Source organism: Mesobacillus subterraneus, assembly GCF_000934845.1.
Lineage (GTDB): Bacteria > Bacillota > Bacilli > Bacillales > Cytobacillaceae > Mesobacillus > Mesobacillus stamsii.
The window spans coordinates 1-17,189 of the sequence record NZ_JXIQ01000019.1; the positions used below are offsets into that span (position 1 = coordinate 1).

The 17,189-nt window shown below is 43.0% G+C and carries 11 protein-coding genes and 1 riboswitch; of the genes, 6 read left to right on the forward strand and 5 right to left on the reverse strand.

Features of this window, described 5'->3' with window-relative positions; translation table 11 throughout:
• A partial coding sequence (locus UB32_RS03055) for a hypothetical protein (RefSeq protein WP_044391108.1) occupies nucleotides 1-322 on the reverse strand: 322 nt, incomplete at its 3' end.
• Nucleotides 323-483: 161 nt separating this feature from the next.
• Here UB32_RS03055 and UB32_RS03060 point away from each other — a divergent pair.
• Nucleotides 484-927 (forward strand): CoxG family protein, encoded by a 444-nt coding sequence (locus UB32_RS03060; RefSeq protein ID WP_044391109.1) that lies wholly within the window; start codon nucleotides 484-486, stop codon nucleotides 925-927.
• A 35-nt stretch (nucleotides 928-962) separates the two neighbouring features.
• Nucleotides 963-1,676, forward strand: a complete 714-nt coding sequence (locus UB32_RS03065; RefSeq protein WP_044391110.1) for a DUF2161 domain-containing phosphodiesterase — start codon at nucleotides 963-965, stop codon at nucleotides 1,674-1,676.
• A 108-nt stretch (nucleotides 1,677-1,784) separates the two neighbouring features.
• Here the strand turns inward: UB32_RS03065 and UB32_RS03070 are convergent, their stop codons facing one another.
• Nucleotides 1,785-2,651: a TetR/AcrR family transcriptional regulator gene (locus tag UB32_RS03070; protein WP_044391111.1), complete on the reverse strand. Its 867-nt coding sequence runs from the start codon at nucleotides 2,649-2,651 to the stop codon at nucleotides 1,785-1,787.
• Nucleotides 2,652-2,835: 184 nt separating this feature from the next.
• Here UB32_RS03070 and UB32_RS03075 point away from each other — a divergent pair, with 184 nt between their 5' ends.
• Together UB32_RS03075 and UB32_RS03080 are read left to right on the forward strand one after the other, a co-directional pair.
• Nucleotides 2,836-4,374: a DHA2 family efflux MFS transporter permease subunit gene (locus UB32_RS03075; protein WP_044391112.1), complete on the forward strand. Its 1,539-nt coding sequence runs from the start codon at nucleotides 2,836-2,838 to the stop codon at nucleotides 4,372-4,374.
• A 134-nt stretch (nucleotides 4,375-4,508) separates the two neighbouring features.
• A complete protein-coding gene (locus UB32_RS03080; RefSeq protein ID WP_044391113.1) occupies nucleotides 4,509-5,876 on the forward strand; it encodes an MATE family efflux transporter in 1,368 nt (455 codons plus the stop codon).
• Nucleotides 5,877-6,000: 124 nt separating this feature from the next.
• On the opposite strand, the gene metH is transcribed toward UB32_RS03080, so the two are convergent.
• Genes metH through UB32_RS03095 form a run of 3 tightly spaced genes read right to left on the reverse strand, consistent with a single transcriptional unit; the run spans nucleotide 6,001 to nucleotide 12,423 of the window.
• A complete protein-coding gene (gene metH, locus UB32_RS03085) occupies nucleotides 6,001-9,453 on the reverse strand; it encodes a methionine synthase (protein WP_044391114.1) in 3,453 nt (1,150 codons plus the stop codon).
• Nucleotides 9,434-11,296: a bifunctional homocysteine S-methyltransferase/methylenetetrahydrofolate reductase gene (locus UB32_RS03090; RefSeq protein ID WP_044391115.1), complete on the reverse strand. Its 1,863-nt coding sequence runs from the start codon at nucleotides 11,294-11,296 to the stop codon at nucleotides 9,434-9,436. Before UB32_RS03090 ends, metH begins: the two co-directional genes overlap by 20 nt.
• Complete coding sequence (locus UB32_RS03095; RefSeq protein ID WP_044391116.1) at nucleotides 11,293-12,423, reverse strand: methionine biosynthesis PLP-dependent protein; 1,131 nt, start codon at nucleotides 12,421-12,423, stop codon at nucleotides 11,293-11,295. Before UB32_RS03095 ends, UB32_RS03090 begins: the two co-directional genes overlap by 4 nt.
• 112 nt (nucleotides 12,424-12,535) lie before the next feature.
• A riboswitch (SAM riboswitch) is annotated at nucleotides 12,536-12,645 on the reverse strand.
• 206 nt (nucleotides 12,646-12,851) lie between these two features.
• Here UB32_RS03095 and UB32_RS03100 point away from each other — a divergent pair.
• Complete coding sequence (locus tag UB32_RS03100) at nucleotides 12,852-13,997, forward strand: exonuclease SbcCD subunit D (RefSeq protein ID WP_044391117.1); 1,146 nt, start codon at nucleotides 12,852-12,854, stop codon at nucleotides 13,995-13,997.
• Nucleotides 13,994-17,131: an AAA family ATPase gene (locus UB32_RS03105; RefSeq protein ID WP_044391118.1), complete on the forward strand. Its 3,138-nt coding sequence runs from the start codon at nucleotides 13,994-13,996 to the stop codon at nucleotides 17,129-17,131. Before UB32_RS03100 ends, UB32_RS03105 begins: the two co-directional genes overlap by 4 nt.
• The last annotated feature ends 58 nt before the right edge of the window (nucleotides 17,132-17,189 follow it).

Consider the following 17,189-nt stretch of genomic DNA (forward strand, 5'->3'; position numbering starts at 1 on the left):
GGATGGCGAAGTCAAGCATTTCTTCCAGTGAAGGATCTACGAGACTTAAAGACGGATGATCGGAGGTGGCTTGGCTTAGATCCGGTTTCACTTGATTGTGACCCTTACCTTGACCTTGCTGCCCTTGACCTTGATGTCCCTGACCTTGTTGTCCTTTGCCTTGTTGACCCTGTACCTGTGTATTCGTATTTGTTTCTTCAGCTTGAGTTGTTTGTATCGTATTCTCTTGGGGAGCTGGGGATGAAGCATTTGCCAGCAAAATACCTCCTCCAGTTAAAAGTCCGATAGCTGCTACTGTTGAAATCATAAATTTCTTGTTCATGTCAATCTCTCCTTTTTATCTATCATTCTGTCCTACAACCTTAGAATACAGAGAGAGTTTGACGGGCTAAAGACGAATTTATGACGAAAATAAGTTTTTTCATGGGGGATTTCCCTGGTGCTGTAGTTTATCTGTATTTTTCATGGAAAGGGGAGAGTATTATGCCAGAAAGTAAGCACGAAGTAATCATTGATGTTCCGATAGAAAAGGTTTGGGATTTTGTTAAAGAGATGGATAATTGGGCTCCTTTACTGCCGGGTTATATCAACCATGAAAAGCTGAATGAAAACCAGTCTAGTTGGACTTTCAGGGAGACGGTCGGAGTTTTGAAAAAGAAGCTTAGTTTGCTCGTAACAATCAAAGAATGGATCGAGCCTAGTAGAGTATTATTTGAATTAGATGGAATCAATGAAAATCTGAAAGGGAATGGTTATTTTCATGCCGAAACAGTTCAAATCAATAAAACAAAGATGACCGGATTTCTTGAATTGACAGCAGAAGGTGCCCTTGCGACAGTAATGAATGCGGTTATGAAGAGTTCCTTGCCAAAAAGCGGACAAAAATTAACAACCGCAATTGCAGAAGAGTTGGAACGAGGAATGTGAATTTCACTAGTGCATAAGGGAGTTTGCTTTAGAACATGACTAAATTATATGAAGCAGATCTTTATGGGCCAATTAAAGATCATTTTATAAAACAAGGGTATCGGGTAAACGGGGAAGTGCATGACTGTGATTTAACGGCTGTAAAAGACGGAAACCTTATCATTGTCGAATTAAAACTGACATTAAATATTGATCTTTTGCTTCAGGCAACTAGAAGGCTGCGCCTTACTGATTTGGTGTACATAGCCATTCCGAAACCAAAAAAGCAATCAAGAAAACGATGGAATGATGTCGAACACCTGTTAAAAAGGCTGGAAGTTGGCTTGATTATTGTAACGGTTACCGGCAATCGAAAATCCATTGAATTTAAACTTCATCCAGAACCCTTTACTCGTGTGACGAACAAGAACCACCGTAAAAAAGCAGCTTTACTCAAGGAAATTGAGGGAAGAAGCGCCGACTATAATATTGGCGGCAGCAATAAAAGGAAGATCATGACCGTCTATAAAGAAAATAGTATCCATATAGCATGCTATCTTAAAAAGCTTGGACAGATGTCCCCAAAAGCACTTGTGGCCCTCGGAACAGGCGAAAAGACACCATCCATCCTTCAGAAAAACTATTATAAATGGTTTGAGAGAGTGGAGAGAGGCATTTACGCATTAACAAACGAAGGAATAGCAAACCTGAAGGAATATCCGGAACTCGTGGCGTATTATACACAGAAACTAGAAGGAAAAGGTGAATGATCGAAGCCGGAATGAATTCATGGATAGAAATCTGGATGAAAATAATAAAAAAAGCATGGACAGTAAATCTAATGGATTGCTGCTCGTGCTTTTTTGTCCACGGTATCTTTATGCCTTTTCAAGCAAATGTTCATCGATCAAAGCTTGTAATTCATGTGTTTCTCGATTAAAATCCGCTGACATCGAGAAAACAATGCTATCGATCAGAAATTTTCTTGGTTCCTTTGACCGGAGTTCTTCTTCAAGAAAAGTTAGCTTTTGGAGATGAACTTTATTTTTGCAATCAAGCTTTTTCAAACGAGAAATAACAGAATGAATTTTGGATCTCCAGTCGAGTGCCTCTCTATTAGAAACAGGGAGCCATACATCAAGAAGTTCGGGAGACAGCAACTGTTCCTGAGACAGTGTAACTTCCTCCATTAAGTTTAGGATTCGGTTGACACTATAACGAACAACAGGGAGCATACTTACCGAATTCCCGTAGGCTTTTCGATAAAATCGGACATATTGAATGAGCATAGCATTCAGCATAATGGCAGCATCCAGTAGGTACGGACTGCAATGATCATCCGTGATATTTGCAAGCCTGTCGGAAAACCATCGTAAAATTTTCATTTGACCTATTTCAATGAATTGCTTTAGTTCATTATCACCAGAAAAATATACTTCTTCAAAAAGGGGAATAATTTTATTTTCTCTGTTAGCTGTCATCTGTTGTTCAATTTGCTTCATGAAAACTTCAGGATCACCTGCATCCTGTCCAAGTAATAAGGCGTCTCGGGCCATTTCCATTTTCCTGAAGGCTGCCCTGAAGATTTCCATGAGCAGTTCATTTTTTGATATGAAATAATTATAAAAAGTTCCCTTTGATATTCCGCTGTAATCTAGGATATCTTGTATAGAGGTTGCGTGAAATCCTTTTTCGATGAAGAGCTCGTGTGCTTTTTCGATGACATTTCGTTTTCTGTCGTTCATTTCATCACCTAAACCTTTTTTGGAACGTTAGTATAAATAAATACTACCTGAAATCTTTACACTTTACAAACCTCTTTATAACAGTAGTTTAAAAGCATTGCAAAAATTAGACCTTTAGTATATGCTATTGTTTATGCAATCACATTGTTTACTTATTTGTGAACAATAAAGGGGGAAATTCACAATGGAAAAAAACGTTAAAGCACCCGAAAAACCACCTTACGGCATCATCGCGGTTTTGTTAGTCGGAGCTTTTATTGCTTTTCTAAATAATACATTGCTTAATATAGCCTTGCCCACCATCATGGCAGACTTGAAAGTAGAGGCAACCACAGTACAATGGCTGACAACGGGCTTCATGCTTGTCAGCGGAGTGATGATTCCACTTAGTGCTTATTTGATTCAAAAATACTCAGTAAGACGGTTATTCATAATTGCAATGGGATTATTCACAGCAGGCACTATTTTGGCTGGTGCTGCCCATGTTTTCCCACTATTATTGGCAGGAAGGATGATCCAGGCATCAGGTACTGCCATCATGATGCCATTATTGATGAATGTCATGCTCATCAGTTTCCCAATTGAAAAACGAGGAACGGCAATGGGGGTATTTGGCCTGGTGCTGATGTTCGCACCGGCAATCGGTCCGACACTCTCCGGTTGGATAATTGAGCATTATGACTGGAGAATGCTGTTCCATTTTGTCACACCAATTGCAGCAATTGTTTTATTGCTTGGCTCCATTTTGCTTAAAGATAAAAAAGAAAAAGTGAGTATGCGTCTTGATGTCATTTCACTTACCCTATCCAGCATCGGTTTTGGCGGGCTGTTGTATGGCTTTAGCTCTGCTGGCTCAAAGGGCTGGGATAGTCCAAATGTTTATGTTACGTTAACAATTGGTACTGTGTCATTGGTAACTTTTATCTTGCGTCAATTGAGACAGGAAAAACCGATGCTTAATTTCAGGATCTATCAATATCCAATGTTCGCCTTATCATCTGTTATTTCAATGATTGTCACCATGGCGATGTTCTCTGGCATGCTTTTGCTGCCAATTTACGTCCAGACAATCAGAGGGATTTCTCCGATAGATGCAGGGTTATTACTTTTGCCTGGTGCGATCGTAATGGCAGTCATGTCACCTGTAACTGGAAGATTATTTGATAAGTTTGGCGGACGGTTATTGGCCATTATCGGTCTGGCAATTACACTTATAACGAGTTATTATTTCAGCCAGTTATCATTGGAAACAACGTATACCCAGCTGGTCATCCTTTACACTATTCGGATGTTGGGTATGTCGATGGTCAATATGCCAGTCTCGACTAATGGTTTAAACCAATTACCAGTAAAATATTATCCTCATGGTACAGCTATGAATAACACGATGCAGCAGGTATCCGGGGCTATTGGCACAGCATTATTGGTGACTGTCATGTCCACTCGCGCTAAAAGCTACGGTACAGAGCTGGCAGCCGATGCGTTTAAACAGGCGGCAGCAGCAGGCAAAGCTGTTACCCCAGCTGCAAAAGCAGAAATGGAACAGCAGATTGCGATGCAGGCAATGCTGCATGGAATTAACGATGCCTTTTTTGTGACAGTCATTCTTACCGCCATTGCGTTGGTGCTCGCTTTCTTTATCAAACGCGCTACTCAAGCAGAAGACACCATTGGCAAAAAAGTTCCTGCCAAGAAACACTCTCAAAAATTGGCTAATAACTAAAAGGACCCCCTGGATTTCAGGGGGCCTTTTAGTGTAATTCTTGTTGACTAATAGGCTGCTTGTTCATTAAGCTGTATAAGGACCCATTTTTGCATGTGTTTGTTCAAAAATCAACCAATTCAAGGAGTAGACAGATGTACCAGACTTTTTCGACAAAAGAAAAAATAAAGCAAATTTTAGTCATGTTAATCCCGATATTGATCACCCAATTAGGAATGTTCTCCATGGTCTTTTTCAATACCATTATGTCAGGAAAATATAATTCTTCCGATCTTGCTGGGGTAGCGATTGGGTCTTCAATCTGGAATCCAGTCTTTACAGGTCTTAGTGGAATTCTTCTGGCTGTTTCCCCGATTGCCGCGCAGCGATTTGGAGAAAAGAAGGGAAAGGAAGTTTCCTCGATTCTCACCCATGGAATTTATTTGGCTCTGATTATTGCCGGACTCGTGATTATTTTAGGAATTTTTCTGCTAACTCCTATTCTGAATGCCATGAATCTGCCAGAAAGTGTGCAGCAAACGGCCTATCAATATTTGGTCGGCTTAAGCTATGGTATTATCCCATTATTCATCTTTAATGTTCTTAGGTCCTTCATCTACGCGCTTGGAAAAACTAGAGTAGTGATGTATATTTTGCTCATGTCACTTCCCATCAACTTTTTCTTTAATTATGTTTTCATATTTGGAAATTGGGGCTTTCCGGAACTTGGTGGGGCAGGTGCTGGTTATGCAACGTCCATTACTTTTTATCTAATTGCGGCAATGACAGCTGTCGTTATTATCAAGCAACAGCCATTTTCCGAGTTTGTTAGACTGGAATTTTTCAAGGAATTTTCATGGGAGAAAGTAAAGGAAATAGTAAAAATCGGTGTTCCGATGGGCTTGTCTATCTTTTTTGAAACGAGCATGTTTGCTGTTGTGACCATTCTAATCAGTAAATTCAATATTACCACGATTGCAGCCTATCAATCCGCGTTGAATATTGTCTCCTTCCTTTATATGATTCCTATGAGTATCTCGATGGCGTTAACCGTGTTGGTTGGGTTCGAAGTAGGCGCTCAACGTTATAAAGATGCCAAAATTTATAGTTGGCTTGGGATTTATTTGGCTGCGCTCATCGCGATTGGTGCAGGCTTACTTGTCGTTTTATTCCGATATAAGCTCGCAGGTTTTTACTCGAATGAACCTGCCGTCATTTTGCTAACCGGTCAATTTTTGATATATGCATTATTCTTCATGATCTCCGACGCCATTCAGGCTACTGCGTTAGCGGTTCTACGCGGATATAAGGATGTGAATATTTCCTTCGTAATCACGCTGATTGCATACTGGTTCATCTGTTTGCCAGTAGGTTATCTGCTCGCACAATATACCGGGCTTGAAGCATCTGGCTACTGGATTGGCCTTACCGCCGGATTGCTAGCAGCCGGGATCTCTTTATCACTAAGGTTACTATTCATTCAAAAAAGAAAATTCAATGTCCCTACAGCCAAAACAGTTTAAAGAGATTCTTTTTGAATCTCTTTTTTCGTTCCGTGAAACTTTTCAATCGATTCTTGAGTAGATTAGGAAAATAGGACCACAGAAAAAAGCAAGAGGGAGGAAGCCCCCTTGCATGCATCTACTGCTAATTCTTCAAAACATTGAAATATCTGGCTTCTGGATGTGAGAATACAATTGCCGTTACGGAAGCCTCGGGTTCCATCATGCAGCCTTCAGTTAACTGTATGCCGATATCCTCTGGCTGGAGGAGATTAAATAGCTTTTTTTGATCTTCCAGGTCTGGACAGGCAGGGTATCCAAAGGAAAAACGCTGACCCTGATATTTAGCCGAAAATCGATCCTTCATCGTCATTTCCGCTGTGTCCGGAAATCCCCAACGATCCCTTATTTGGCGATGGAGTAACTCCGCAAAGCCTTCTGCAGTTTCAAGTGCCAGGGCTTGAAGGGCATGACTTTCCAGGAATTCTCCTTTGCTTTTCAGCTTGTCTGCAGCTTGTCTGATTCCTGCTCCTGCGGTTACCGCAAACATCGCTATATAATCCTTAATTCCGTCTGAAACAGGGCGTACGTAATCTGCCAGACAAAGACCGGGCGAAACCTCCTGGCGTGGGAACTCAAAGGTTTCAATGATCTGGTCTTGTTGCTCAGGGTGGAAAATAAATAGTCTATTCCCCTCTGACTGGGCAGGGAAGAACTGGTAAACGGCAGCAGGATTGATCCATTTGTTTGCTATTGCTTCCCTTGTGAGGGATTGGACAACCTCATGCAGCTTGACTGCCTTTTCATTTGATTCAGCAAGCAATTTTTCTACTTTTCCTTTTAGGCCCAGATGATGGCCTAACAACATTTGCTGGTTGATATATGGCTCGATGTGAGAAAGGGTATACGTTTTTACGAGATGTCTATTCAAATCCTGCGGAATAAAGACAGGCGCCTTTGGAAGTGCTTTTGGACGTTCAAGCACAGCAGTGGCAGATTTCCGGCCAGGAATGATGATTTCTTGCTTGTTTAAGGCTGCTTCTTGCTTGTCCTTTTGTTCTTGCAAAAACTGTTCAAGCCCGTCCGGTTCCTGCAGTCGATTGGCTAGAGAAAGCCCGTTCATTGCATCTTTTGCATATAATACAAGTCCGTCATATTCCTGGGCGATTTTCGTATCAGTAAATTTCCTTGAAAGGGCCGCGCCTCCTACCATTATCGGAAGATCGATGCCTGCTTGCTTCATATCTTGTGCCGTCAGCACCATTTGCTGTGCGGATTTCACCAGTAGACCCGAAAGGCCGACGATGTCAGGTTTTTCTTTTTTAATTGCCTCTATAAGCGCAGTTGGTGCAACCTTGATTCCAAGATCGACGACATTGTAGCCATTGTTGCTGAGAATGATATCAACAAGGTTTTTGCCAATATCATGGACATCGCCTTTTACAGTAGCAAGAAGCACTTTCCCCTTAGCAGCGGTTGTATCGTTTTTTTCCATATGCGGCTCGAGGTGAGATACAGCTGCTTTCATGACTTCTGCGCTTTGGAGAACTTCCGCCACGATCAATTGATTATCATTAAAAAGTCTGCCAACTTCTTTCATTCCATCCATCAATGGACCGTTGATAATATCCAGTGGGGCAGGAAAGGTTTCCACTGCAATATCCAGGTCAGGGAGAAGGCCTTCTTTCGTTCCTTCAACCACATAGTAGGCCAGCCTTTCTTCTAGGGTCATATCAGGCAGGGTACTTTTTGTTTCCTTCTTTTTGTCTCGGTAAAAATCGGTAAAATCAGCTAGTGTTTGATCTTTAGTATCGAACAGTAAATCTTCCGCCATTTTTACTTCTTCAGGACTAATGGAAGCAAAACGCTCGAGCTTTTCCGTATTCACAATTGCATAGTCCAAGCCAGCCTGGGTGCAGTGATAAAGAAAAACAGAGTTCAATACTTCTCGGCCTACCGGAGGCAGACCAAAAGAAACATTGCTGATTCCTAGGATTGTTTGAGTTTCCGGAAGTTTTTCCTTAATCATCCTGATGCCTTCAACAGTCGCTTTTGCTGAACCGATATATTGTTCATCGCCGGTACCGACTGGGAAGACAAGCGGATCAAAAATCAAATCCTCCGCCGGTACCTTATATTTATTGACAAGCAGGTCGTAGGATCGTTGGGCAATCGCCAATTTTCGTTCAGCGGAAACACCCATCCCTTCTTCATCAATCGTGCCAACCACCACTGCGGCTCCGTATTTGTGGATCAGTCGAGCAACTGATTCAAAGCGCTCCTCGCCATCTTCTAAATTGATGGAGTTGATGATCGCCTTTCCCTGACAATAGCTTAGCGCTTTTTCAATGACTGCATCATCAGTCGAATCAATCACCAGTGGAACCTTTACTTTTTTGACAACTTCCTGAATGAACTGTTCCATATCTTGCAGTTCTTCTCTGTCGGGATCTGCAAGGCAAATATCGATAACATGGGCTCCATTTTTAACCTGAGCTCTTGCAATTTCTGCTGCTTCTTCTATCTTTCCTGCAGAAATCAATCTTTTAAATTTCCGCGAACCGATCACATTGGTCCGTTCCCCAACCATGATTGGTCTTAATGTTGGATCATCATAGATGAAGGGTTCGATTCCAGATACCATATGATGCCGATTTCCTTCTGTCTGCCTTGGCTCTTGTGCTCTCATTTTTTCCGAAATCGCTTTTATATGAGCCGGAGTGGTGCCGCAGCAGCCTCCGACAATATTCAGCCAGCCATGCGTGGCAAAATCGGATAGCTTCTGCGCAAGGGTATCAGGTGTTTCATGGTATTGACCTTCTTCATCGGGCAGTCCTGCATTTGGATAGCAGCTGACTGCGGACTGGGAGAGGAAGGACAGAGAGCGCAGATGCTCTTGCATGAATTCAGGCCCTGTTGCACAGTTCAGCCCGATGGCGATTGGATTCATATGCTGAACCGAAATATAGAATGCTTCAATTGATTGGCCGGCTAGTGTAGTGCCCATTGGTTCGATTGTCGCTGAAATCATGATGGGAAGTTCTTTGCCGCTTATTTCGAAAGCTCGTTTGATTCCACTATAGGCTGCTTTGACATTAAGCAGATCCTGACTCGTCTCAAGCAGCAGCAAATCCACCTTACCATCGATCAATCCGAGTGCCTGTTCTTCATATGTTTTCGACATTTCCTCGAAAGTGGATCCCCCGGTAACACTCAATGTTTTGGTTGTCGGGCCCATGGAACCAGCAACAAATCGAAGTTGGGAAGGAGTAGACGCTTCATCCGCAGCGGCCCTGGCGATCAGAGCTGCTTTCTTGTTAATTTCATACGCTTTATGCCCTAAGCCATATTCGTCAAGGACTAAACTGGTAGCACCGAATGTATTGGTTTCAATGATGTCTGCGCCGGCAGTTAAGTATTCACGATGTATTTGTTTAATCAATTCTGGTGCAGTAAGATTCAAGATCTCATTACAGCCTTCATATTCTTCCCCGCCGAAATCATCCGCGGAAAGATTAGCCTGTTGGAGCATTGTTCCCATGGCGCCATCCATGATCAGGATTTTTTGTTTCATCTGCTCAGTTAACAAGGTTGACATTTTGTTTCCTCCTCTGTAGATGGCTGCTGTATTCTTTAGCATAACGAGCTAATTCCACACTCATTTCATAATTCATAAAAGGGGTGATCAAATAGATGCCATTAAATAATTCAGCTGCTGCTTCGATCAAACCCTTCGTGATGGCAATGCCTTCTTTCTTGGATTGAAGCGGTTCGTTATTGAATTTCGCCATCGTTTCGAGTATTTCCTGTGAGATCTTAATTCCGGGAACTTCATTATGGAGAAATTCTGCATTCCTGCTGCTCGTAAGCGGCATCAACCCAATATAGATAGGTGTATCCAGATGCTTTGTAGCTTCCTGGACTGCTAATAGCATTTTTTCAGAGTAGACCGGTTGGGTTATGAAATAATCTGCACCAGCCCTGATTTTCTTTTCCATCCTCAGGACTGCTTTATCTATGGAGCGGACATTTGGATTAAAGGCTGCTCCGATCGAAAATGCTCCTTTTTGCCCAAGGTCTTTGCCAGAATAGGAGAGTCCTGAATTCAATTGTTTGATCATCTCAATTAATTCAAAGGAAGATACGTCAAAAACAGACGACGCTCCAGGAAAATCCCCGACTCGGGCAGGGTCTCCGGTAACTGCCAAGACATCATGAAGGCCAAGTGTGTGCAGACCCATTAAATGCGACTGCAGCCCGATTATGTTACGGTCCCGGCAAGTCAGGTGTACGAGCGGACGCATTCCAATTTTGTCTTTAACCAGATGGCCAACGGCTGAATTGGAAATTCTGGGTGAAGCAAGTGAATTATCCGCAAGTGTCAAAGCATCGATTCCTATTTCTTTTAACGCCTTCGCTCCTTCAAAAAAGCGTTTAGTATCGAGTTTCCGCGGAGAGTCTAGCTCGACAATCACCGAAGGTCGTTCTTTTACTAATTCATGCAGAGGAGCATCTGGCCGTTTGACATCTGCTGGTGCCGCCACAACCTTGACTTTTTTTGCCGCGACTAGCTTATTGCTAACTGGCTGCGACCCCTTTAGTTCATCAGCTAATGCTTTAATATGTTCTGGTGTAGTACCGCAACACCCACCGATCAGCCTGATTCCTTGTTCACGAAAGCTGCGGGCCGACTTTCTGAAATATTCCGGGTCGCCCTCATAATGGAATTTTCCATCTGTGTACGCTGGCAAACCAGCATTTGGATACACCGATAAGAATGCTCTTGTCGGAAGCTTGATCTGTTCGAGGCTCGAAATCATATGATGAGGCCCTAGTCTGCAATTAAGTCCGACGATATCAGCACCCAGATTTTCCAGCCTGTTAAAAACTTCCTGAAGAGGAGTCTGGTCCTGCATAATGCCGATTTCCTGGAGCGTTACATGAGCAATGATCGGCAAATCTGTTTCCTTTCTGGCAATTGCCAATACAGTCTCGATTTCCTCCATATCATAAAAGGTTTCGAGCAGCACTCCGTCCACTCCTTCAAGAAGCAGGCAATAGAGCTGTTCCCTGAAGCTACGCTTGATCTCTTCAATCGGGATGGCTGATGGCCTGATGCCGCGATTGCCGCCCATCGTTCCTAAAACATAAGCCTCGCTGCCTGCTGCCTGACGGGCAAGCCGGACAGCTGCGCTATTGATTTCCTTCACTTGATCCTCAAGTCCATATCTTTCTAGTTTTATATAATTGGCAGCATATGAATTCGTCTGAATTAGATCAGCTCCAGCATCCATATATGCTTTATGGATCTTTATGATCGCTTCAGGCTGGGAGAGATTCAACTCTTCAAAACAGGTTCCTGCTCCATAGGAATGGAGCAGGGTACCGATTGCACCATCCGCTATTAAAATTTCATTTTCCATTCGTTTCAGGAAACTCATTCTAATCCCTCCTTCTGTAAATCAGCCTTCTCCACCGCTTTTTTAAAAGCCGCTTGCAAATCATCTAGCAAATCTCGGTAATCTTCAATACCGACAGAGAATCGCAACAACCGCTCACAGACGCCGGTTTGTTCGCGAATTTCAGGTGGAATATCAGCGTGTGTCTGAGTAGCAGGGTAGGTAATAAAACTTTCAACACCTCCAAGACTCTCAGCAAAAGTGATTATAGACAAGCTTTTCAAAAATGGATCGACGATGGCGGGAGACTGGACACGGAACGAAATCATTCCGCCTCTTCCGGGATAAAAAACATCCTTTACAGACTCATGTTTTTTCAAGAAGTCAACCAGCTTCTTGGCATTCTGCTCATGTCGCTCCATCCTTAGTGACAATGTCTTCATGCCACGAAGGAGAAGCCAGGAATCGAAAGGACTTAAAACCGCCCCGCCCCCATTATGATGGAGGAAAAGGGACTCGCAAATTTCTTTCCCTCTTGCAACAATCAATCCTGCCAGCACATCATTATGTCCCCCGAGGTATTTCGTCGCACTGTGGATCACAATATCAGCGCCAAGAGTCAAAGGTTTTTGGAGAAGGGGAGTGTAGAAAGTATTATCAACGATCAACAAGATCCCGTACTCATTGGCGATCTGAGCAATGGACTCGATATCTGCCTGTTCCATTAACGGGTTTGTCGGTGTTTCCACAAACAGTGCCTTTGTATTGGGATTGATGGCTGCCTTGATTTCTAGTAAATTTGACATATCTGCATAGGTACTATGTAATCCCCACTTTTTAAATCCTTGCTCAAGAAGTCTGTATGTACCCCCATACAAATCTTTTGAGACAATCCATTCATCCCCAGACTTAAAAAGCGAGAGAACGGTCCAAATTGCCGCCATTCCTGAGCTGCAGGCAAATCCACGGTCTCCTTCTTCGAGGTCGGCAATTGCCTTTTCCAAAATTTCGCGAGTAGGATTGCCAGTACGAACATAATCATAACCACTGGACTGTCCAATCCCTTCATGACGATACGCTGTTGTCAAATAAATGGGAGGATTCACCGCACCGGTCGCAGATTCACTCCTATTGCCTAGCTGTGCTAACTTTGTATCGATTTTCACCAATGTACTCACTCCTCATGATTGATCGGCCAGAGACTATATTTGTTTTAAAATGCTGACTTGTAAAAAACAAAAAAGCCTTCTCAAGAAGAAGACTTTAAAATGATCAGCCAACTTCTTATCTGCCAAGTTTTTGAAAACTTGCTGGAATTAGCACCTTTTCAACAAAGTTGAAGGTTGCTGAAGCTTCATAGGGCCAGGACCCTCAGCTTCTCTCGATAAGATTCCATAAATGGAATTATTAAATTTCTCTAAATATTACAGCTGATATAGAAAATTGTCAATCATTAAATTAAAGTGGTGAACTAGTTTGTATTTGTTTCCTTCATTTGAGTGCGCATTAAATTTATGTGTTTGATATAATAATAGCATTCAACTTACGCAAGAATACGAGAGGCATTAAAAGAGTTTTAGTTTGGGAGGGGAAGACTATGAAATTTATCCATACAGGTGATTGGCATCTTGGGAAGCTTGTCCACGGCATCTATATGACAGAAGACCAGCGGGAGGTATTGAATCAATTTGTTGATCTTGTTGCTGAGGAACAGCCGGACGCAGTTGTGATTGCTGGAGATCTATATGACAGATCTGTACCGCCGACTGATGCGGTGGAGCTGCTCGATGAAATTCTGTTCAGAATCAATGTCGAGCTGAACACCCCCGTTATAGCGATAGCCGGGAACCACGATAGTGCCGAACGGCTGTCGTTCGGGAGCTCTTGGTACCGTCATAATCATTTTTACTTAACCGGCAAATGGACGAATGAGTTTAAACCTGTACATATCAAAGGGGTCAATTTCCATCTGGTTCCGTATGCTGAACCTGGCGTAATCCGGCATTTGCTCGGCGATGCTTCGATTCATTCCCATCAGGATGCAATGAAAGCTGTCATTGGCAAAATGGAAGAAAACCTGAATCCGAACGAACCGAATGTGTTTGTCGGACATGCCTTCGTTCTTGGAGGGGATTCCTGTGATTCTGAGCGGGCGCTTTCGGTGGGCGGTTCTGGCTGTGTGACACAGGATTTATTTGATCCATTTTCGTATACGGCACTAGGGCATCTTCACAGTCCTGATGCGATCAAACATGACAAGGTCAAATATTCTGGCTCTCTTTTAAAATATTCATTTTCAGAGGCAAAACAGCGCAAGTCAGTCTCCATTGTTAAAATGAATGAGAATGGAAGCTTCGAAATCAGCTATAGGAGCCTGAAACCGAAACAGGATATGCGTGAACTGGAAGGGCAACTTGAACAGCTTTTGGATCCTTCTTTTTATGAAAAAGAAAACACCACGGATTATTTAAAAGTAACGTTGTTGGATGATGGTGCGATCATTGACCCGATGGGCAAGCTGCGTCAAGTTTTTCCAAATGTCTTGCATCTTGAACGGAAAATCGAATCTATCGACCAAAAGCAAAGGCAGCACTTCAGCTCCATCAGAAAAGAAAAAAAGTCTGAACTGGAGCTTTTTGCACAGTTTTACAAGGAAATGACGACGAGCGAATTCACTGAGGAGAAACAGGGCATTATGACGGACGTGATTGGCCAAGTTTTAAAAGAGGAGGGGCAAAAATGAAACCTCTTAAACTGACGATGCAGGCTTTCGGGCCATATGCAGGTACAGAAACGATTGATTTTAAAGAGCTGGAAAACAGGACAATGTTTGTTATTTCCGGTAAAACGGGTGCAGGAAAGACAACGATATTCGATGGAATCAGTTATGCGATTTATGGAAAGGCAAGCGGAGAGGACAGGAATGGCACTGACCTGCGTAGCCAGTTTGCAGAAGAGGATACCCTGACTGAAATTTCCCTCGATTTTTCCTTGCGTCAAAAGACGTACCGAATCACCAGGTCTCCGCAACAGGAGCGGAAAAAGAAATCAGGCGAAGGAACAACCACCGTCGGAGCCAAGGCAGAGCTTTACCTGATTGACGAAAATGGTGACATCCAGCTGCTGGCTTCCAATGTTCGTGAAGCAGATGAAAAAATAAAGGAAATTATGATCATTGACAGCAATCAATTCCGACAAATTTTGATGATTCCGCAAGGTGAATTTCGGAAGCTGCTGACATCTGACAGCAAAGAAAAGGAAATCATCCTGCAAAGATTATTCCATACGGAAATTTATAAAAAAGTGGAAGAAAAATTAAAAGAAGAAGCAACACTTTTGAAAAAGATGGTCGAGGACCAGGTCGAAAAAAGGAGTGCTCAGCTGCGAAGCATTAAAGCGGTTGAAAACGATGAGCTCAAAGAACTGATCGCTGCAGGCAGCGTGAATGACACGCTTATTCTTCCGCTTTTAAAAAACGAAATCGACGCAATGGAGAGCAAGCTTCAGGAACTTGCGAAAGCCCGTGAAAACCTGCAACTAGACCGTGATCAAATGCAGCAGCGCTTGTTCGAGGCCGAAGCCACTTTGAAACAGATCCAATCGCTTGAGACATTGAAAGCTGCAAAGGAAAAGCTAGAATCCCAGCAAGCTTTGTTTGCCGAAAAAGAAACGCAGACGGTATTTGCTAAAAAAGCTGCCCTGCTCAATGCCCAGGAACAGCTGTGCCATAACTTGAAAGCAGATTTTGATTCCATGACGAACCAGGTGTCCCAGATTTCCCAGCGAATTGGACAGTTATCTAGGAAACGGGAAGAAGCGGAACGGGAGCACCAAAGACAAATGGACCGGGAACCTGAAAGGAAAGCCGCAGCAGAACAAGTGAACTTGCTTGAGAATATAAGAGGAGAAGTCCTAGCATTTGCCAGTATTGATTCCAAGGTAAAGAAAATGAAAGGATCCCTTGATTCCAAAAATCAAGACCGTGAAAATGGTGAACACGCCCTGAAAACAGCAGAAGATCGTCTTAAGGTTCTGCAAATTGAGAAGGAAGAGGCGGAAAAAGCTCAACTCACTTATCTTGAGAATGACCGGCAATTAGAAAAGCTCCTGCGCGAATTGGACAAGCTAACTAAATTTAAAAATCACCTACAAAAAACGCATTTGGCCAAAGCAAAATTTGAAACAACGAAAGGGCTGCTGAACCAAGTTGTTTCTCATCATCATGATGGGAAAGCTGCAGCAGAAGAGCTAGAACAAAGGTGGCTGCACTCCCAGGCTGCCGTTTTAGCCGGAAAATTGCAAGAAGGAAGTGCCTGTCCCGTCTGCGGCTCCGAACATCATCCAGCTCCAATACGGGCAGATGAAGGCTTTATCCCGACAGAAGAGGATTTAAAAGCAGCCAGGAAGCAAGTTTCCGTCCTTGAGAAAGAAAAGAGTGCTGTTGAGAAAACGGTTATTGAAGCTGAAACAACTTTGCGATCATTAAACACAAATGGCGAGGAATTAATGGCTGAAATCCTCGGTTTCCGTCCTGACTTTAAAATGGAACAGATTGCGGATGTCATCCTCATGACAGAGGGTGATATTGAAAAGCTGAAAAAAGAGCAGAATCAACTCGCAATAAAACAAAAATCGCTTGAAAAAATAAGGGCAGAAATAAAACGATATGATGAAGGCAAGGAAAAATTGCAGCTGCAATTGAAAGAGCTCGAAGACGAATACCAAAAACTGATTATCCAGTATACCGAAAACAAGACTACGCTAGCGAGAATGACAGAGAAAATTCCGGAACAACTTCGGTCACTGCAAGCATTCGAAGCAAAGTTGCAAACCGCAGAACAGCATCGAAAAGAGCTGGAACAGGAAATGGAGCTGGCGCGAAAGAATTTCCAGGACGCCAAGGAATTGCTAGGAACGGAGAAAGCCCGTCTTGAAGAAGCAGAAAGGCGTTTGAAGGAAATTGAAGCAAGGTTAGCCGCAGAACGGGAAGTGTTTAAAAATAACATGGTCGCTCAGGGATTCGAAAATTATCAGGCATATCACCAGTCTAAGACCCCCGAGCAGGCAATCCTGCGACTTGAAATGGAAGTAAGAGATTATCGGGAAGAAGTTCGCTCGGTCCGGGACCGGTTTACAGAACTCTCGGAAATGCTGAAGGATGTTAAAAAACCTGATCTGGAAACACTTCAAGCTAGTTTCTCAGAACTGAATCAAAAGATAAAAGAAGCGGATGAGACCTATCAGGATTTGAATCTCAAAAAACGTGATAATCAGTCTATTTTTAAACAGATTGTCTCATTAAACGAACAAATGAAGCAGCTGGAGGAAAAATACAAACTGGTCGGCCATCTATATGAAATTTCCAAAGGCCAGAACACATACAGAGTGACATTTGAACGCTTCGTCCTTGCTGCGTTCCTCGATGATATTCTGCGGGAGGCAAATGTCAGGCTGCAAAAGATGACAAGTGGCCGATACAGATTATTAAGAAAAACGGACCGATCAAAAGGCAATGTTCAAAGTGGCCTGGAACTTTTGGTGCTTGATGCTTATACAGGACAGGAACGGCATGTCAAAACCCTATCTGGCGGCGAAGGTTTCAAGGCAGCACTTTCATTGGCTCTTGGTCTTGCGGATGTGGTTCAGAATTACGCTGGCGGAGTATCACTGGAGACCATGTTTATTGATGAAGGTTTCGGAACGCTTGATCCAGAATCGCTCGATCAGGCAATTGAAGCCCTGATTGATATTCAGAGCAGCGGACGACTTGTTGGCATCATTTCTCACGTTCCAGAACTAAAAGAACGAATTGATGCAAGGCTGGAGGTTATCTCCACACAAACAGGCAGCAAAACTCAATTTGTGTTCATGAATTAATCGAGACAAGGAAGAGATTTTTAGATAGAGCCAAAATATAGTCACCAGGGAGATCGAT